This is a genomic window from Schaalia cardiffensis F0333 (assembly GCF_005886435.1).
Classification (GTDB): domain Bacteria; phylum Actinomycetota; class Actinomycetes; order Actinomycetales; family Actinomycetaceae; genus Pauljensenia; species Pauljensenia cardiffensis.
In genome coordinates, this window is record NZ_CP040505.1 from 2,176,073 (window position 1) to 2,195,388 (window position 19,316).

Below are 19,316 nucleotides of genomic sequence, written 5' to 3' on the forward strand. Positions count from 1 at the left end.
AGGCGTTCGGATCAGAATATGGTGCGCAGCGGGAGGAGTTCCGCCCAGCCTCACTTTCTCTTCAGTCGATCCAAGAAGCTCTCTCAAACAGAAGAGGCGGAGTGGAATCTCAAGATCAAAAGCCACTGAAGTGCCCCAGGCGAGAAGATGATCCCCTTAATGGGCCGAATATTTCACAAGGTAGAAGCTCTCATCTCAAAGGGAGGGGAGGCCAAAATCATCGTGTGTCCTACTCATGCCAAAACGATGCCCGAATCACCAGAAGATCGGGCGACTCGCTCTGATTCCTCTGGTAGCCGAGCGCCCCTCTTCGGAGCGAATTGCGCGTCTACGAGGAAAGCTTTCGCCAGCGAAAAACGCGCAGATACAAGCGCAGAGTCCTAAACTGTTACGCCAAGAACGAGGGTTCGTTGAGAACGCGCCACGAGATCGAAGAGGTGAGGTGAGGGGAACAATGCAGCTGATCTCGAATGAGGCTCTGCTCTTCGGGGCGGGAGCCCTCGCATTGACGATGGTCTTGAGTTTTTTCCTCGGCCTCGAGCGTCACTTCCACCTCAAAGACGCTGGCGTGAAAACGCATGTCCTCGTGGGAATGGGTTCGTGTCTGTTCACCCTGACCTCGATCTACGGATTCGTCGTCCCTGAAACTTCGACTCTCACTCTCGATCCTTCGCGCCTCGCAGCTCAGATCGTCTCGGGCATCGGCTTCCTCGGTGCAGGAGTCATCTTCGTCAACAACGACACCGTAAAGGGCCTGACCACTGCCGCGACCGTGTGGCTCTCGGCGGCAATCGGCGTTGCATGCGGCGCAGGACTCGGAGTACTCGCGGTCATCACACTCGTCTTGCACTTCCTGCTGATCTTCGCCATCGGTCCCCTTGTGGAAAAAATCCCCTCAAGTCACCGAAACGATCGGACGGTCATTGAATACGAGTCTGCAAAGGGTGTGATGAGAAAGATCCTCGTGGTCGCATCGGAGCATGGATACGCAGCTTCAGTGAAATCAACGGAATCCATCCAGACCGAAAACGGTGCGGGAATGCGCGTTGTTCTGCGATTCGAGGGCCCCTACCCCCAAGATGCCCTGATGAAGGAGCTTGCCCAGATCGAGGGCATTACGGCAGTGGATCGTGTGGAGCGGGCGGAGTTCGACTGAGATTCGAATAGCACTGCCCGCTGAACTTCCCACACAACATGCCAATGAACTCACCAATGTGGGAAGTAGTTGGCATGGTGAGTGGAAAGCTCACTGTCTTGTGCTCATGAGCGCAACATCGCCGCTTCTCTTCCGTGATCGCAATATCGCCGCCTTTCTTCCTTGTGAAATAGAAGAAGAACCGCGAAATAGCTGACAGATGCAAACGTTTGCGTTAGCATGGTCGAACACTTTGCGCATGAACGCCGAGCAAAGAAGCTCGGGATGTGCAAACGCTGTGGTTCCAGGAGGAATGGCCCGTGAGCATCACAGTCATCGGATCGAATAACACAGACCTCATCACCTACATCACCCGTTTTCCAGTTGAAGGCGAAACCATCGAGGCGCCCGACTTCGAAATCGGATTCGGCGGAAAGGGGGCCAACCAGGCTGTCGCAGCGGCGCGCCTCGGCTCCGAGGTCATCATGATGACCTGCGTCGGCGACGATGCTTTCGGTGCGGCGACGATCGAAAACCTCGCACACAATGGCATTGACCTCTCGCTCGTGAAACAGGTTCACGGCACCTCCGGTGTGGCGCCGATCTTCGTCGACCCCGACTCCCACAACCGCATCATCATCGTCAAGGGCGCGAACAATGGACTATTGCCCGAGGACGTCGAAGCTGGCGCTCACGCCATATCAAAGACCTCACTCATCGTGTGCCAGCTCGAGATCCGCATGGAGACCGTCGCGGCTGCGATCGCCTTGGGAAAGAGACTGGGTATTCCGGTTCTTCTCAATCCTGCACCGGCCACGAAAGATCTCGACCTTGAACTCGTCGCTCAATGCGCCTACGTGATGCCGAACGAGTCTGAACTCGAACTCCTGACCGGCATCGCGACCGAAACGGAGGAACAGGTGAAGCGCGCCGCCCAAGTCCTTCTCGAAGCGGGCTGCCCGAATGTCATCGTCACCTTGGGATCACGAGGCGTCCGTTGGCTCTCTCACACTGGAGACGATGTCTTCATCGCCCCATTCTCCATCGACCCTGTGGACACCACAGGCGCGGGAGATGCCTTCATCGGTTGCTTCGCGCACTGCCTATCCGAGGGCCTCGAAGTTCGCGAGGGACTTGAACTCGCGAATGCATATGCGGCGCTGTCGGTCACTGCACGGGGGACCCAGAAGTCGTACCGCGATGCGCAGGAGTTCCGTTCCTGGCTTTCCGATAGAGACCACGTCCTTGCCGAGTCCCCTGTATTGCACCGTTGATAACGATTGCACAACATCGAGCGATAATGCTCGACACGCTGCGATGTTCGCCATACGATCAGTAACGTTCGTTCTAGGGGTCAAGCACGCACCTCTGAGCGTTCGACGGACCGTTCCTTCTTTCTGTCCCTGAGCTCGATGATGAGCTCGAACCCCGGGAAGAAGAAGGGAGGAATTGTAATCCGGTGCCCACGCGCGCAAGACGATCCCATCAGCGTTGATGTGAATCACAAGGAGTCATCATGAAGTCTCGAATCGCAGCCGCAAGTGCAATCGTTCTCACTTCGGTACTAGGCCTCGCCTCTTGCTCTGGCGGGGACTCGACGAACTCCTCTTCGTCGTCCTCCCCCACAGGGTCATCCTCGAACTACACGATCGCCATCGTGCCCAAGGACGCGACGAACCCCTGGTTCGTGCGCATGGAGACAGGCGTCAACAAGTACGCCGAAGAAACCGGGCTCAATGTGTTCCAAAAGGGTCCGGCAGAAACCGATGCCACCATGCAAGCGCAGGTCATCCAAGACCTCATCGCCCAAGGCGTTGACGCAATCGGCGTCGTCCCCGTCGACCCTGGAGCAATCGAGCCCGTCCTTAAAGAGGCCATGGACGCCGGCATCGTTGTCGTCACCCACGAGGGTGCCTCCCAAGAGAACACGATGTACGACATCGAAGCCTTTAACAACGCCAAGTACGGTGCGTTCATCATGGACAACCTCGCAGCCGCAATGGGTGAAAAGGGGACCTACACGACGATGGTCGGTCACGTCACCAACGCCTCTCACAATGAGTGGGCAGACGGCGCCATCGCCCGTCAAAAAGAGGCCTACCCGAATATGACCCTCCTTGCAGCCGAGCCGCGCGTCGAATCCCAGGACAACGGCGAGACCGCCTACCAGGTGGCCAAGGAGGTTCTCAAGAAGTACCCGGAGGTCACAGGCATTCTCGGCACCTCCTCCTTCGATGCTCCCGGCGTTGCCCGTGCGATCGGCGAGCTCGGCCTGCAAGGCAAGGTCTTCACCGCGGGAACCGGCATGCCCGACGCGAACAAGGAAATCCTGGACAAGGGACTCGTCTCCGCCCTCACCCTGTGGGATCCGGCGGACGCGGGTTACGCGATGGCTTCACTGGCCGCGAAGATCCTCGATGGGGAGAAGATCGAGGACGGAATCGACCTCGGCCCCAAAGGATACGTCATGCACTTCGCCGAGGGCTCCACGAAGGTCCTCGAAGGTGACGGCTGGATTCAAATCACCAAGGACAACGTCGACAGCTTCGGCTTCTGACGATCGCTCGGGGGCGTCGGATCTGCCGACGCCCCCGCGTTCCGCGTGAAAAGCAGCGGACTCGAGAACTCCTCAAGGCGCTGCACCTCGGAAGGAAACGGGAATGGAATCCCCACTCATCTCAGTGAAGAACGTCTCTAAGACCTTCGCAGGCGTCAAGGCGCTCAACAACATCGACCTCGAGATCGCCCCGGGCGAAATCCACTGCCTCGCCGGCGAGAACGGCTCAGGAAAGTCGACCCTCATCAAAGTGATCTCCGGAGTCCACCAACCAGACTCGGGCACCATTGAAATCAACGGGCGAACATGGACGAAGATGACGCCCCTCGAAGCGATCGGCGCCGGAGTCCAAGTGATCTACCAAGACTTCTCCATCTTCCCGAACCTCACAGTCATGGAGAATCTTGCCCTCACGACCGAGGTCGCAGCGGGAAGGAAACTCGTCAACTGGAAGCGCTTCAGGAAGATCGCCGAGGAGGCAGTGGCGAAGATCGGCTTCACCGTAGACCTTGACGCGAAGGTCGGAGAGCTCTCCGTCGCAGACAAGCAACTCGTCGCGATCTGCCGGGCACTCATGTCAGATGCGAAGCTCATCGTCATGGATGAGCCGACCACCGCACTGACAAAACACGAGGTCGACGCACTCTTCTCCATCATCTCCGACCTCAAGGCCCGCGGTATCGCCATTCTCTTCGTCTCCCACAAACTCGAAGAGGTCTTCGAAATCTCCGAACGCTTCACCATCCTCCGCTCCGGAGAAAAGGTCATCACCTGCGAACGCGACGAGCTCGACCGCCACAAATTCGCAAAGTACATGACAGGCAAGGAGTTCACCGAAACCCGTTTCGAAGCAGATGCCCTCACTGAAGAAGTAGTCCTCGAGGTGAAGAACCTCTGTGCAGCAGGGGCTTTCGAAGACGTCTCCTTCTCCCTCAAAGGCGGAGAAATCCTCGGCATCACAGGCCTACTCGGATCCGGACGCACGGAACTCGCACTCGCCCTCTTCGGCTCCCTGCCCACGACCTCGGGAACGATCAGCGTGAAGGGAAGAAACGTCACCCTCTCCTCTGTACAAGACGCCATCAAAGCCGGCATCGCCCTCGTCCCTGAAGATCGCCTCACTGAAGGGCTCTTTCTCACCCGATCAATCGGGGAGAACATCGTCATTTCAGAACTCGATTCCTTCGCGGGCGCACTCGGCGTTCTCGATAAGAAGAAGATCGAGAAGGAGGAGATCAGATGGGTCCAAGAACTCGAAGTCGCCACCCCGAATCATGAGAACGCCGTCAACACCCTCTCGGGCGGCAATCAGCAGAAAGTCGTCCTCGCCAAGTGGCTCGCGACGAAGCCCGACGTCTTGATCCTCAATGGACCAACCGTCGGCGTCGACATCGGATCGAAGTACACAATCCACTCGATCCTTCAGCGCCTCGCCGCTCAGGGCATGGCGATCGTCATCATCTCCGACGATATCGCCGAAGTCCTCACAAACTGTTCATCCGTCCTCATCATGCGCGGTGGTCGCATATGTGAATCCATTGATCCGGCTACGACGAGCGAGGCCGAACTCGGCGAGCTCGTCTCCCGCGACACGGCCCAGGAAGGAGTGAAGTGACATGACTTCGCTGAAGGCAAAAGTCCTGCGAGCGAATGAGTTCTGGGTCTTCCTCGTGATCGTCCTCCTCGCCCTCGTCATCCAGATGCGAAGCGGCCAGTTCTTCTCGGCGAATAACCTCGTTGATCTCGCGAACGCGATGGTCGTCCCCGGGCTCTTCGCCATCGCCGCACATCTCGTCCTCGTATCGGGCGGAATCGACGTGTCCTTCCCGGCCCTCGCCTCACTCGCGGTCTATGCGACGACCCGCATCCTCGTCGATCAAGGATTCAACGGACCGGTGATCGTCCCCTTCCTTCTCGCTATGCTGTTCGGCGCACTCCTCGGAGCGTTCAACGGGATGTTCACCTCGTGGCTCACAGTCCCGACACTCATCATCACGCTCGGTACAGCGAATGTCTTCTCCGGCGTCATGCAGGGCGCGCTCAAATCGGTCCAGATCCCCAACATCCCCCAGTCAATGAAAGCTTTCGGCGAGTCCACCCTTTTCACGGTGACGAATACCCAATCCGGCCTCAAATCCGTGATGCCGACGAGCTTCCTCATCTTCCTCGCCGTTCTCGCCATCGTCTTCTTCATCACCCGATACACAATGTTTGGGCGCGGTATCTTCGCGATCGGCGGCGACGAATCAGCCGCGGAGCGCGCCGGATTCAAAGTCCGGCGCACGAAGTTCTGGCTCTATGTCATCGTCGGAGTCATCGCCGCCCTCGCGGGCATGGTGCGCACCACTTCCATGGGCCAGATGCACCCGACGAATCTTCTCGGCATGGAGATGATGGTGATTGCGGCCGTCGTCCTAGGAGGCACGGCGATAACCGGCGGCACCGGTTCACTCACGGGTGTCATCCTCGGCACTCTCCTCATCGTCATCGTTCAAAACTCAATGATCCTCACCGGCATCCCAACCTTCTGGCAGGGCTTCGCCCTCGGCCTCCTCATCATCATCGGTACCGGCGTTTCTGCCGTGCAGGTGGCGAGGTCGAAGCGCACCCAAGCAGCGGGAATGTGACAGGAGAACCACTGATGAGTACTTCATCCCTTTCCCAACGCAAACGAGTCGGAATGCCGTCCTTCCTCACGAAGGACACGTACATGACGAGGCTCATTCTCATCCTCGTCCTCCTCCTCATCTTCTTCGCGGTCGTCAAGCCCGGTCCCTTCTTCGCCTTGAGGACCTGGCAGTCTATGGCGATCCAGTTCCCCGAATTCGGGCTCATGGCACTCGGCGTCATGCTCACAATGTTCACCGGCGGTATTGACCTTTCGGCGGTTTCGATCGCGAACGTCACCTCGATCTGCACAGCTCTCATCCTGCGAGCAACCCTGACCGGGGATGCGAGCCCCTCCTCGATGGGTCTTGCCTTCGCGATCGCTCTTGGGGTCGCACTCACGGTTGGATCAGTGTTCGGCGCCTTCAATGGTTTCCTCGTCTCGGTGCTGAGGATTCCACCGATCCTCGCGACCCTGGGAACCATGGAACTCTTCGGCGGCATCGCGATCATCCTCACAGGAGGAAAACCTGTCTCCGGTGTTCCTGATGCCTATGGAGCTGTCTTCGCCGCTCGCATTGGAATCGTGCCGATGCCGCTGATCGTCTTCACCGTCTGCGCGCTCCTCATCGGTCTCATCCTCGCGCTCACCGGATTCGGCACGAAGATCCTCCTCATCGGTGCGAATGAAAAGGCGGCGCACTTCTCGGGACTGAAGATCAGAAGCCTTCTCATGAGGACCTATATCCTCTCGGGCATTCTCTCCGCGATGGCAGGCCTCGTCATGCTGGCGAATTACAACTCCGCGAAAGCCGATTACGGAGCGAGCTATACGCTTCTCACCGTCCTCATCGTCGTCCTCGGCGGAGTGAACCCGAATGGAGGAAGAGGACGGATCGCGGGCGTGGTCCTCGCGATCGTCATCCTCCAGGTGCTGTCCTCGGGGCTCAATATGTTCCCCAATATCTCCAACTTCTATCGCGCGCTGATCTGGGGCGGAGTACTCCTCGTCGTCATCTGTGCGAACGAACTCAATGGCAAGAACCCCTTCAAGGGCCTCCTCGTGGAAAGGAAGAAAGCATGAAGACTGTGAGAAGCAAACAGATCGTCGTGGGGGCTGACTTCGCGGGATTCCCACTCAAAGAGGCGGTCAAGGGTCACCTGCAGGAGCGAGGTTGGACCGTCACCGACCTCACCCCGGACATCTCAAGCGCCCCCATGTACCACCGCGTCGGTTTCGCCCTCGGTGCGAAGATCGCCGAAGGCGAATTCGAACGGGCCCTCGCCTTTTGCGGGACCGGAATGGGAATCCACATCGCCGCTTCTAAAGTTCCGCACGTGCACGCCGCTGTTTGCGAAACTGTTCCATCCGCAAAGCGAGCAGCTGCGGCGAATAACGCGAACCTCCTTGCGATGGGCGCGTTCTACGTCGCTGAACGCACGGCGATGGCAATGGCCGATGCCTTCCTCGAATCCGAGCTCGGTACGGGGTACGAGGACTGGGAAGGCTTCTACGAATACCACCGCATCGGCTATGACGAATGCGAAAGCTTCGACTATGCCGCCTATAAGGCGAACGGCTTCGAAGTCGTCAATCCTCAGAAGGCTCTCCTCGCCCCCGAGCCAAAGGGGTTGGCTTACTGAGGTGCGAGGCCTACTGAAGCGCGAGGCCGACTGAGGCGCACATACGTGGAATCCGCCGCTCCTTCAACCAAAATCGAAAGGAGCGGCGGACTCGTGTTCGCCTTGAGAAGACTCCCCATAAAATCAGTGATCCTGCCTTTGGGTGGGCACAAGACCAATGGACGCCCCTCGGGTCGTGCAGGTCTTGGGTTGTGTAAGTCTGCGGATCCACCCCTCAAAAGGTCAGTTGATTCGGCTGAGTGAATTGGCTCGAGTCGACTGAGCGAAGGGTCAGGCGAATGAGGCCAAGAGCATGATTCTTCCCCGAAAAGCAGGAGCTCCTCAGCCCTCGAAACCGGTTGATTCGCGAACAATGAGCTCGCCTCGCACGATGATTCGCTTCTCGATTGGCTCATCTTCGGATAAGAGAAGATCGACTCCGCGCCGGGCGATCTCAGCGAGAGGTTGGCGAAGTGTCGTCAAAGACGGTCGCATTAATTGGGCGAACTGAATATCGTCAAAGCCTGTGACCATGACCTCCTCCGGGATTCGCCAACCGCGGTGGCGAAGCTCTGTCGTCGCACCAATCGCAATGAGGTCGTTGAGACACACGAAGGCATCCCACTTGTCCCCGCGGGCCAGCAGAACGCTCACCGCATTGCGTGCGGACTCAACCGAGAAGTTGCATTCAACGACGTCAGTGTCCTTCAGCTGCATCCCGAACTCCTCGGCCGCAATTCTCGCTTCACTCACGCGCGTCATGGAGGAGACATCAGTTCCCGTGTTTGAGAGGAGGGCGATGCGCTGAGCTCCTTTATCGCGCAAGTGTTCGAGGATCGCGCGAATACCGTGACGATCATCGACTCCGACCATCGGAAGTTCAGGGAGTTGAACCGCGCGATCGAGCTGCACGGTGTTGACGAGTGATGAAGTGCGCTCGAGGGCGGGGGTGGAGAATGCCTCATGGCAGGGCACGGAGATCAGTCCGTCAACGGAGCCTCCCTCGAAGGAGCGGAGCTGAAAATCCTCTTTGATCACCGACATTTGGGAATCTGAGAGCAGCAAAGACAGGCCGCGCTCGGCCAGACAATGCTCCACTTGGACAACGAGCTCCATGAAGAAGGGATTCGAGATCGAGGGGACCACCATGCCGATCTGCTTGGTCCTCGCGAGTCGTAAGGATCGGGCGACCGGGTTGACTCGATATCCGAGCTCGCGTGCGACCTGGCGCACATGATCGCGGGTCTGGGCGCCGATGAGTTCGGAGCCGCGTCCGAGCGCCCGCGAGGCTGTTGAGACGGAGACGCCCGCTGCGCGTGCGACGTCAACTAACCGGGGTCTTTGCCTGTCATCGGTCGCCATGGCCTCAGCGTAGTGCTTGTCGATCATTGGCATTGTGGAATGTCATCCCTAGTGCCTCGTGTATCAACTCTGAGATCAGAGACAAGCACTGTCCGCTGAGCTTCCCACATAACATGCCAATGAACTCACCAATGTGGGAAGTGGTTGGCATGTTCAGTGGGAAGCTCGCCCACGCCTCACCGGATTTCGATCAACGCTCCGGAAGAACACGTCGGTAGCGCTGTCGAGGGCTCTTTGGAGGCTCAGTTGCCTCGACCACGCCGTCCTCAATCAGTGAATTCAGGGAGTTCTGTACAGAGGTTCTGCTCAGTCCCGTGGCTCGGACGAGGTCTTTGGTTGAAGCGCTTTCGCGATCTATCAGGATCGCTCGTACGGCTTCCAGCGCGGTGGTGTACTGCTCAGCTTGAGCGACGCGGCGCCGACGGAACACGACTGTGAACTGGGTGAGATCGTTCTTGAATTCGGCCGGAGGCATCAAAGCCTCGCGAAGCGCCGCTTGAATCACCTGAATCCCCGTGCCGCGGTTCTCCGCGATGATGCCGCCATCCGCGAGAGCCACGCTCTCCAAGAAAGTTGCCAGGCGTTGGTTGCGAGTCGCAGAAGTGCCGGCGGCCTCAAGCGTCGCAAGAGTAGTGTTCCCGTAGAGCCCCCCTGGATTCGTGATCTCAAGACGATCGACGAAGAGGTTGACTTGCACCTGAGTGCCGCGCGCTGCTGGGGAGTAATCGCGGTGCATGAGTGCGTTGACAATGGCTTCTCTCACTGCGACGAGCGGGTAGTCGGGAAGTTCTGTCCTGAATCTCTCGCCGATAAGCGCTCCAGTCCGCATGTTCCTCGCAACGAGGTCGAGCGTGCGTTCGACGAGTTCAGGAATCGGGCCAGTCACTGTTGCACTGTCAAGAAGTCGAGTTCCTGTTGTGATCTCCCCTTTTGATGTTCCCGGGAACATCGCCCAAGTGACCGTGAGCCGCGGGAAGAACTCCTGGGGGTACTCACCCATGGCGAGGAGAGCTGCGAGGGTCGGATGCTCTTGCCGGGTGATGCGCAGGCGCGTAAGCGCCAGATCCTCACCATGTGCGAAGGTTTTCGGACGTTTTACCCGTTCGCTTTGAAGGAAGGGAGTGAGGATGCTGGAATCGAGATCATCTACGGAAGCATCGTCGACGGGCTCCTCATCCCATTTCGGCTGTGTTTTCTGCTCGATGAGGCGGTCGACTTCATATTGCGTCATCCGCATATCGCCGTCACCGGTGCGTTTGTAAGAACCCCCGTAGCGCCCCTGGTCGGTGACATAGCAGGGTTTATCAAGCGACTGCATTTCCGGGATTTCTGCGACGAGGACGAGAGCGTCGTCGACCTTGAGAATCTCGATTTCGGGCCGAACGACGGGAGTCATCTGCTCGCACCGGGACATGAGCTGGCTCTGTGCGCTCTGGGGGTCGAAACCCTCGACGGGTGTGAACCCCTGGGTTTCCGACAGGCCGATGATGAGGGTTCCACCGTCAGACTGAGAGAAGGCGCTCAAGGTTTCACGCACGGCTTTGCCGATCCCTGACTTCACTTCTTCTGAACTGGTGTCGAAACCGAGAAGACGGAAACGATCGATGCGCTCGCGAAGCTCTTCATCCAACATGCCAACTACTTCCCACATTGGTGAGTTCATTGGCATGTTGAGTGGGAAGCTCGCCCAAAACTCAGGAAGACTGAAGGAAAGACCTGAAAGCTGAGTCTTTAACGGCCTCCTCTGCCGCATCTCAAGTGGCCGACCCGGGCACGCCTGACTCTCCGGGGACTCTTCCGATCTGCTTTCCTAGCATTGCCCTCTTCATCATGCTGGGCCTTTTCGCTTCTCGTGCGAATCATCCTAAGGAAACGTGTTCCCCTTCAATGTCTGCTCCGAACTCGTATCAGGAGGAAGACGGCCCCGCAGTTATACGACTCGCCCTCGGCTCCTCTCAGAGCGCCCTCCCTCGGATCGCCTTCTCTCGGGTCGCCTTCTCTTAGAGCGCCTCACCGGTGATGCGGTGTCGGATCTCGTAGATCTGGCCCGCATGCAGCTCAACGGCGGTGCGGAAACCGGCATCACTGAGAGGATTGGGAGCTCCTGATACGCCTGTTCCGAAATCGAAAGCGGATGTGATCGCCTCAATGCCCAGGCATAGGTTCCTCCCACACCACGGGGCGCCTTTGCGACCGTAGTTCGAAATCCACAGCATCGCGTGGTCGAGCACCTCGGTATCCCACTCAAGGGCGACACGATATCCCTCGGCCTCATTGAACAGTGCGACGCGCCCCTCCTTCGGGGCGGCCAAAAGAACGATCTCGTCGACCTCGTCTTTGAGGGGAAGGCGCGTGAGATCCAGCGTGCCACCATCAGCTCGAGGTGCCTTGGTCGCATCGTGGAACACCGCGCCCCTGTCCAGTACTGAGGTGCCCGAATCGGCGGGGAAGGCCCACAAGGAATCGCATTCGGGAAGCTCGATGCGCGCACCGCCCTCGGCCTCGGGAAGCGAAAAGATCGGATGGAGGCCGAGCGGCAGGCAACAGTCGGAACGAACGAGGATCGAATCGAGGAAGTCGACGGCGCCTTCGAGGCAGGTGACGCGGCGCTCCACCTTCTCAATCGGGGAATCGGGAGCATATTCGAGGAAGAGCCTCGCATAGTCTTCACCGACTTCGCTTGCGGTCCACTCCAAGTTCGCGGAGGGGCCGTGCACCCATTCGCTCGGGCCCGCAAAACCTTCACGCCACGCCTCTGGCAGGTCCTCGGCTGAGGCGGGGACCGCACCGAAGGGGACGCACAGGAAATCACCCCGCAAGCTGTCAAGCAGCGCAAGCTCGGGGAAGCCCTCCCATTTCGCCGTGTACGAGGGCGAGAACTGGCGCGGGGTTCCGGGGTTGAAGACGAGGGTCGTCATCGCGCCGAGGGACTGAATGCTTGCGCGCACGCTTTCGTTTCCGATGATGATGTTCATGTCGACTCCTTCGTCGAGAACACTGAGGTGACCAGGTGTGGGCGGTGCTGAGGCCAGGAACACCCGGAGTCACCTGGGGCGGGGGGAGGCCACCCGGGGCCAGTCTGTACCTGGATCACCCTGGGGTGCTGCTTCGTGAAACAGATCCAAGTGTAGTCACCTGTGGTCTGCCTACTCTGCGCCCCGTGCCCGACTGTCAACTCGAAAAAGATGATGTCGGAACTTGGCCCAACTGCTGCGCCCCCGGGGGCCGACTTGTGCCTGATGAACTCGCGTCCGATGAACGCGTACCCGATGAGTATGGGGATTATTCACCTGACCCGTGCCTGATGAACCTGTGCCTGGTGGGCGTGGGGGCCGCTCCACCCGACTTGCGCCCGATGAGTGTGTCGTCCCCGTTTCCTTCCCCCTGAGTGATTAGTACGGATGCCGTCGTCCCCCGCCCCGGCCCTCCTCGCCCGCCTCGTAGCCCTCGTCCTTTCATCCGCCTCGTCCTCTTCGCTTCCTCTTAGTCCCTGGGCTTAGTCCCTGGGTGAGTTAGCGCCCGTAGCGCGCGGCGAAGTCCTCTTCGAGGCGTTCAAGGGAGGTGCCCTTCGTTTCGGGCACGATGAACAGGTAGAAGCACAGTGCCACGACGTTGATCGCGCCGAAGGTCGCGTAGGTCCATGCTGCTCCCAGGTGGGTGATCATCACGGGGAACACGTAGGACACGAGCGCGTTCATCAGCCAGCCGCACCCGACTGCAAAACCCTGTGCGACACCGCGGATGCGCGAAGGGAAGATCTCCGACACGAGAACCCAGTTCACCGTGCCCGACTGTTTCGCGAACACGAAAAGTGAAACGAGGACGAGGACGAGCCACGGCAAGGCGGAGGGCACATCCGCGGAAATCGACCCATCGGGCAGCGTATAAGGCGTGATTCCGAAGGCGAACACGAGGGCGAGAGCAAATAGGAAGAAGGTGACGCCTGATTCTTGGTAGATGCCCACATGGCGGCGCTTGAGTCTGCCGACGAGCCACAAGCCGAAGGCCGCGCCAAGAGTCGCAACCGCGCCCGTAATGACGTTCAGGGAGATCGAATCGGTTGTGGAAAAGCCCGCCGCCCGCAGAATCTTCGGCAGGTAGTACATCGCCGTGTTGATGCCGGTCAACTGGTCGAAGCAGGCGAGGCCAATGCCGATGAAAGTGAGGCGCCTCGTCCAACGCACTCGCATCGTCCTCGAAAAGGACCAGGTGCCTTCGCTCTTGGCGCGCTCGTGCAGATCGACAATCTCACGGATCTCATCTGCGATGTCGTCGCGCTCGGGATCGCGGATCTGTTTGAGAGAGCCGATCGCCTCGACATAGTGGAGGTTCGCAGCGTACCAGCGTCCCGACTCGGGCATAAGGCGCATCCCGATCCACAAGAGAATCGCGGGGATCGTCGCGAGGACGAGCATCCACCTCCACGCAGCGCCGTTTCCACTGAGAATGACGATATCGGCCATGGTCGAGGCCTGATCCCAGCTCAGCTGCGAGGATTGTGCGATTGCCGGGTCAACGGTGACGTGAGGGCCGCCGTGGCCGCGGGCGAGCATTGCATTCATTGAGTAGGCGAGCAGCTGGCCGAAGACGATCATGAACTGATCGAGGGCGACGAGTTGACCTCGGACTCGTGTTGGCGCGGATTCTGACAGGTAGATCGGCACGGTCGCGGACGCCCCGCCGACGGCCCAGCCGAGGATGAAACGGAAGAACAGGAGGACTGGGATATTCGGGGAGAGAGTACAGCCCAGAGTTGCGATGGTGAACACTCCGGCGAGGAGGAGGATGTTGAAGCGCCTGCCCCTCGAGTCGGAGATTCTCCCACCGAGGATCGCGCCGAGCGCGGCGCCGAGGGCGAGAGTTGCGCCAACCAGGCCCTCGTCGAACTCGTTGAGCCCAAGGCCGCCAGCGGCGGGCGGCATGTACATGTACGGCAGTGCGCCTGCGATGACTCCGGTGTCATAGCCGAAGAGGAGCGAGCCGAAGGTCGCGACCGTTGCGAGGAGAGCAATAGAGCGACGCGGCCCTGAAGCGGGCGTCGCCTCAACGAGGGCGCTGAGCTCGTCATCAGAAGGAATCGCAGTGCTTCTCGGGGGACTTGATGTCATAAGCCCATCATCGTCCGATGACACGTGAAAGGGAACACCGAAGTCTCGGGGACTGCGACTTGATCATCTGTGCACCTGTGGTTGAGGGTTGGTGTGGGTCAACACTGCACTATCGGAACTCCTAGACGCCACCTCCTAATATCTCCTAATATGGGCATAATTAGGAGATTTTAGGAGATTTTAGGAGATGGAGGCAATGAAGGTCCCCATTTCACCACCGGCAACACTGGCGGATATGAGACGCATCCTCATTGGAGGAAACACTGACACGCGACATCTCGTCGACGTCATCACATCCAGAACATTGGCTGAAGATCCCTTGTACCACCCGTGGGAGTGGTTCTTCCGACATGAACCCCCTGAGGGATTTACGCGTGAGGAGTGGTGGGTTGCTGTTCGTTCAGCCCGCGCTGCGACAGCGCGGCCTCTTCCCCTGAGGCTCACAAATGGCCAGGCACTCACATTCAATCTTCCCGACCCGCTTCTTCGGCTCGTCGACGAGATCTCCGCGCGCGCTCGCGGGCAAATCGAGCTTCCGGAACCCGTTGTGAATACGGCTACCCGCAATCGCTACCTCGTTCGCTCACTCATTGAGGAATCAATGACGTCTTCCCAGCTTGAAGGAGCCGCAACCTCGCGAATCGATGCAAAGAAGATGTTGAGGGAGAACCGAAAGCCGAGGGATCGCTCTGAACGCATGATCGTCAACAACTTCCTCGCAATGAAGCGAATCACCGAGTTACGCAATGAATCCCTGACTCCCGAACTCGTCTGCGAGATTCACTGTCGCGTGACAGATGGGACTATCGATGACCCCGCCGAGGCCGGAAGGATTCAACGTCCCGGTGACAGCCGCGTTCGGATCGTCGGTGACGCCAGCGATGAACAGCTCCTCCATATACCGCCCTCCGCAGCGGAACTACCGAAACGATTGGAGGAGCTGTGTGCTTTCGCCAATACCTCGTCGAATAACGAGGACGGTCCGTATGTCCCTCCCCTCGTACGCTCCATCACCCTTCACTTCATGATGGGACACGACCACTATTTCGCAGACGGGAACGGGCGAACCGCTCGCGCAGTCTTCTATTGGTCAATGCTCAACCAGGGTTTCTTCCTCACGGAGTATCTTTCCATTTCGCGCTTACTTCTCAAGGCGCCCGCGCGCTACGCGCGCAGCTTCCTTTACACCGAACAGGACGAGGGTGATCTCACCCATTTCCTTCTTGAACAGGCGAAAATCGTTGAACGGGCGATCATCGATCTTGACGGCTACCTCGCTCGCAAGACGAGAGAACTGAAACAGTTCGGCAGCAAGCTCCGCACACTCGGGCTCAATCACCGCCAGATCGCGCTCCTCGAGGCTTTTGTCCGCGACCCAGGCGCGATCACGACGGTCGCCGAGCATCAACGCACTCACGGTGTCTCGAACCAAACCGCTCGCACTGACCTGCAGGATCTGCATGAACGGGGTTATCTCCACGTGGTCAAGAGCGGTAAGGCCTTCATGTGGTACCCCGGGGATGATATTGCCACGAGGATTGATTCAGGGCACTAGCTGGACTTCCCTGGGAGGCTGTGGAGGTGAAGGTCTTGTGGGCTGGATGTGGGGTTGTCACGTTCATGTCCGGTTCAAGGAGGCTTTCATGACTGACGCTCATGCAGCTTTGATGTCTCAGGGAGTCGCTCATCTGGAGGGTGGCCTGGTATTCCGCCAACGACGCGGCGTGGGCCTCTGGGGAATAATCCCTCCTCCCGGATTCTTCTCACTTTGAGGGAGTGTGCGTCATTGGGGTCGATGAACACGTGTGGCGTCAGCGGGGTGGAGACAGGTACGCAACGGTGATCGTGGACTTGACACCCGTGCGCAACAAATACCCCTACACCAGCTCATCAAGACAATCACCAGGCCCGACCTGTTAAAACTCACATCGCACTGGCTCGCATGAGAAGCAGCTTCACTCGCCGAGTCCAAGACATCCTGGCCTACTTCGACCACTCCAAGCCTGCTCGAAACGAGAGGGTTCAGACCTCACCCACACCCCATCTGCGAAAAGCCTGTTTGATGATCGACACTTCAATCATCTCTATCGTTTCTTTCGTTTCTGACATAGACTGGGTCCATGGCGAGCATAACGATGGAAAGAGACGGTATTGGGGTATGTTCGCGAGGTTCGCGTACGGTTTTGCCCCCTGAAGATCGCCGCGAGCTTCATGAGATCGATCAGTTGCTCGCGGCTCAGCCAAGGCTTGTCGACCAGCAAGGGCATGCGATCCCTCTGCCGGAAGAGGTGTTCAGTGTGCTTCGCGATGTCGTTGAAGCCATGCAGGCTGGACGGGCAATCGTGCTGACTCCGACCGCCATGCGTCTGACGACCGGGGAGGCTGCGGAGATCCTCGGCGTGTCTCGTCCGACTCTTGTGAAACTTCTTGAGGATGGAAAGATCCCCTTCGATAAGCCGAATCGGCATCGATACGTGATGCTCGAAGACCTTGAGCGGTATCGAGCAAAGCGGGCCGCAGAGCGGCGAGCGGCCATCATGAGGTTCTCGGAGTCGGCTCGAGAGCATCAATTTGATGATCCGACCCCCGAAGAAGTCGCCGAAGCGGTGAGAGTCGTGAGATCGGGGATGAGTACAGAGTGAGTTTCCGAGCCCTTCTTGATGCGAATGTGCTGGTTCCCATCACTGTTGCGGATGTCTTCCTGCGCTGCGCCGAGCAGGGCTTCTACGATCTACTGTGGTCAGACCGCATCATCGAAGAGGTCTCGCGGACGCTGGTACAGCTCAATCCATCGATTCCTCGGAATAACATCGATGAGCGGATTCAGGACATGATAAGAGCCTTCCCACAGGCAACGGTCTCCGATTGGAAGGTGTTTCGAGAACGATGCCCCGAACTGCCTGACAGTAATGACGAGCACGTATGTGCCGCTGCGATTGCGGGAAATGCCGATGTGATTGTCACATTCAATTTAAAAGACTTTCCGCAGGATGCACTGGAGCAGGCCGAATTATTTGCCCAGGGTCCCGATGAATTCATGCTCGACCTGTGGGATCTCAAGCCGTGGTATCCACAGAGAATTGTCACGATCATCGACGAGATGAGCGATGTGAGAGGTCTCAATTGGAGGGACATGGTTCATCGTTTGTCGAAGGCCGGGCTACCGAAGTTCGCTAATCTGATCACCGAGTGGCACTACGACAACAACGCTGATTGACTACGGTTCTTAAGACTGGCGCGGAGCGTGGCGGAGCGGCTCCACGCCGCCCAGCCACACCCCGAGAGTCGTTCCGCCGTTACACCTGCTCGGGCACCATTGAAATCGCTCCGCAGGGGCACTCCTCGGCGCACAAACCGCAGCCCTTGCAGTAGTCGTACTTGAACTCGTACTCGCCAGGAGTGATCTTCACGATCGCATTATCCGGACACACTCCGAAGCAGTTATCACAGCCGAAACAATTGCCGCAGGACATGCAGCGGCGCGCTTCGAACAATGCCGACTCTTCGTCAAGCCCCTGAACGACCTCGTCAAAAGTCGACGCGCGCCTCGCACCCTCGAGCTTTGCACGCACCTGACGTGGAGCATCCGCGTAATACCACGGCGTCATGCGGGAGAACTCCGCATCAGCATGCTTCGGGGCCGGGGTATAGGTCGTACCGTGCAAGTAGGCGTCAATATAACGCGAAGCCTTCTTCCCATGGCCGATTGCGACCGTGACCGTGCGCTCCGAGGGCACCATGTCGCCGCCGGCGAAAACACCCTCAATACCGGTCATCATCTGGTCACTGACCTTGACCACCCCGTCCTCGATCTCAATGCCGGAGGCATTCTCGATCAAGGACAGATCCGCCTCCTGGCCGAGCGCCATAATGAGAGAGTCCGCGCCCAGCTCCTCGAACTCGCCGGTCGGCTGGGGGAAACCCGAATCGTCGAGTTCCATCTTCTCAATGGTCAAAGTCCCCCCGTCCACGTGCTTGACCGTGGACAGCCAGCGCATCATGATGCCCTCTTCTTCGGCTTCAGCGACCTCAGAATCATGGGCGGGCATGCGGTCCCGAGTACGCCGGTAGACGATGATCGCCTCTAAAGCGCCGAGGCGTTTCGCCGTTCGAGCCACATCAATCGCGGTGTTGCCGCCGCCGTAGACGACGACCCTTCGGCCGAGCATCGGGCTCTCACCCTTCTCAACGCCCTGGAGCAGGGAGACGGCATCCACGATCTTCGCCGACTCGCCTGCGGGAATATCAGTGCGACGACCAATATGTGCGCCGACCGCGAGGAAGATCGCGTCCCACTTACCGAGCTCGTCCTCGACATTCTCGACCTTGGCGTTGTATTCGATGGAAACACCCATCTCCTCAATCCTGCGGATCTCCGCATCGAGGATTCCACGCGGCAGACGATACGAGGGGATGCCGAAACGCATCATGCCTCCCGCCATCGGTCCCGCCTCCTTAATGTGGACGCGATGCCCCGCAAGGCGCAGATGGTATGCGGCTGACAAGCCAGAAGGCCCGGCCCCCACAATGAGAACGGACTTGCCCGAATCCGGCGCTAACACAGGGACGCGCCATCCCTGCTCGATCGCCTTGTCCCCGAGGAAACGCTCAATCGCATTAATCCCCACGGCCTCGTCGACCTGCACGCGATTACATGCGCTCTGGCACGGGTGGTAACAGACCCGGCCCATCGTCGCAGGCATCGGATTGTTCACCATGATCTCGCGCCACGCGGCCTGGTAGTCACCCTCCTCAGCGTGGTAGAGCCACTGCTGAATGTTCTCCCCGGCCGGGCACGCCTTATTGCACGGGGGCAGGAGGTTCACGTAGACGGGACGCTCCGTGCGCCACGAACCCGTTTCGTTCGCGAGCGAGGACCCGACGTTGAGGGTGATCGCGAAAGGCTGTTTCTCCATCGTCATGG

Annotated in this window: 15 protein-coding genes and 1 pseudogene; 11 read left to right on the forward strand and 5 right to left on the reverse strand. The window is 58.8% G+C overall.

From position 1 onward, the window contains the following. The first annotated feature begins 454 nt into the window (after window positions 1-454). From FFA61_RS08935 to FFA61_RS08965, 7 genes are all read left to right on the forward strand, one after another. Window positions 455-1,156 carry an MgtC/SapB family protein gene (locus FFA61_RS08935; RefSeq protein ID WP_005962713.1) on the forward strand — a complete coding sequence of 234 codons (702 nt, stop codon included), beginning with the start codon at window positions 455-457 and terminating at the stop codon, window positions 1,154-1,156. A 299-nt stretch (window positions 1,157-1,455) separates the two neighbouring features. Continuing rightward, entirely contained in the window at window positions 1,456-2,409 is a 954-nt protein-coding gene (rbsK, locus tag FFA61_RS08940) for a ribokinase (RefSeq protein WP_040313883.1), read from the forward strand. A 242-nt stretch (window positions 2,410-2,651) separates the two neighbouring features. Beyond that, entirely contained in the window at window positions 2,652-3,692 is a 1,041-nt protein-coding gene (locus tag FFA61_RS08945) for an autoinducer 2 ABC transporter substrate-binding protein (RefSeq protein WP_005962707.1), read from the forward strand. A gap of 103 nt (window positions 3,693-3,795) precedes the next feature. Then, window positions 3,796-5,307 carry a sugar ABC transporter ATP-binding protein gene (locus FFA61_RS08950; protein WP_005962704.1) on the forward strand — a complete coding sequence of 504 codons (1,512 nt, stop codon included), beginning with the start codon at window positions 3,796-3,798 and terminating at the stop codon, window positions 5,305-5,307. Between the two features lies 1 nt (window position 5,308). Continuing rightward, window positions 5,309-6,319 (forward strand): ABC transporter permease, encoded by a 1,011-nt coding sequence (locus tag FFA61_RS08955; protein ID WP_005962701.1) that lies wholly within the window; start codon window positions 5,309-5,311, stop codon window positions 6,317-6,319. Between the two features lie 14 nt (window positions 6,320-6,333). Then, on the forward strand, window positions 6,334-7,383 hold the full coding sequence (locus tag FFA61_RS08960; protein WP_005962698.1) for an ABC transporter permease: 1,050 nt from the start codon (window positions 6,334-6,336) through the stop codon (window positions 7,381-7,383). Continuing rightward, window positions 7,380-7,943 (forward strand): RpiB/LacA/LacB family sugar-phosphate isomerase, encoded by a 564-nt coding sequence (locus FFA61_RS08965; RefSeq protein ID WP_005962695.1) that lies wholly within the window; start codon window positions 7,380-7,382, stop codon window positions 7,941-7,943. The genes FFA61_RS08960 and FFA61_RS08965 overlap by 4 nt, the downstream gene beginning before the upstream one ends. 321 nt (window positions 7,944-8,264) lie before the next feature. On the opposite strand, the gene FFA61_RS08970 is transcribed toward FFA61_RS08965, so the two are convergent. The 4 genes from FFA61_RS08970 to FFA61_RS08985 all read right to left on the reverse strand — a co-directional run bounded on the left by FFA61_RS08970 (window position 8,265) and on the right by FFA61_RS08985 (window position 14,392). Beyond that, entirely contained in the window at window positions 8,265-9,317 is a 1,053-nt protein-coding gene (locus FFA61_RS08970; RefSeq protein ID WP_244920178.1) for a LacI family DNA-binding transcriptional regulator, read from the reverse strand. A 157-nt stretch (window positions 9,318-9,474) separates the two neighbouring features. After that, window positions 9,475-10,917: an ATP-binding protein gene (locus FFA61_RS08975; RefSeq protein ID WP_040313880.1), complete on the reverse strand. Its 1,443-nt coding sequence runs from the start codon at window positions 10,915-10,917 to the stop codon at window positions 9,475-9,477. A gap of 367 nt (window positions 10,918-11,284) precedes the next feature. Then, entirely contained in the window at window positions 11,285-12,259 is a 975-nt protein-coding gene (locus tag FFA61_RS08980; protein ID WP_005962680.1) for an aldose epimerase family protein, read from the reverse strand. Window positions 12,260-12,796: 537 nt separating this feature from the next. Beyond that, window positions 12,797-14,392, reverse strand: a complete 1,596-nt coding sequence (locus FFA61_RS08985) for an MFS transporter (protein ID WP_005962674.1) — start codon at window positions 14,390-14,392, stop codon at window positions 12,797-12,799. 196 nt (window positions 14,393-14,588) lie between these two features. On the opposite strand from FFA61_RS08985, the gene FFA61_RS08990 reads away from it, so the two are divergent. The 4 genes and pseudogenes from FFA61_RS08990 (at window position 14,589) to FFA61_RS09000 (ending at window position 17,609) form a co-directional block, all read left to right on the forward strand. Continuing rightward, on the forward strand, window positions 14,589-15,947 hold the full coding sequence (locus tag FFA61_RS08990; RefSeq protein WP_040313877.1) for a Fic family protein: 1,359 nt from the start codon (window positions 14,589-14,591) through the stop codon (window positions 15,945-15,947). 140 nt (window positions 15,948-16,087) lie between these two features. Then, window positions 16,088-16,261: pseudogene (locus FFA61_RS09470) on the forward strand (ISL3 family transposase); the annotation flags it as partial. Window positions 16,262-16,512: 251 nt separating this feature from the next. After that, a complete protein-coding gene (locus tag FFA61_RS08995; protein ID WP_207382558.1) occupies window positions 16,513-17,034 on the forward strand; it encodes a helix-turn-helix domain-containing protein in 522 nt (173 codons plus the stop codon). Beyond that, window positions 17,031-17,609, forward strand: coding sequence for a PIN domain-containing protein (locus FFA61_RS09000; protein ID WP_005962667.1), 579 nt, complete (start codon window positions 17,031-17,033; stop codon window positions 17,607-17,609). Before FFA61_RS08995 ends, FFA61_RS09000 begins: the two co-directional genes overlap by 4 nt. Before the next feature lie 79 nt (window positions 17,610-17,688). Here the strand turns inward: FFA61_RS09000 and FFA61_RS09005 are convergent, their stop codons facing one another. Next, a complete protein-coding gene (locus tag FFA61_RS09005; RefSeq protein WP_005962666.1) occupies window positions 17,689-19,314 on the reverse strand; it encodes an NAD(P)-binding protein in 1,626 nt (541 codons plus the stop codon). Window positions 19,315-19,316: the final 2 nt, after the last annotated feature.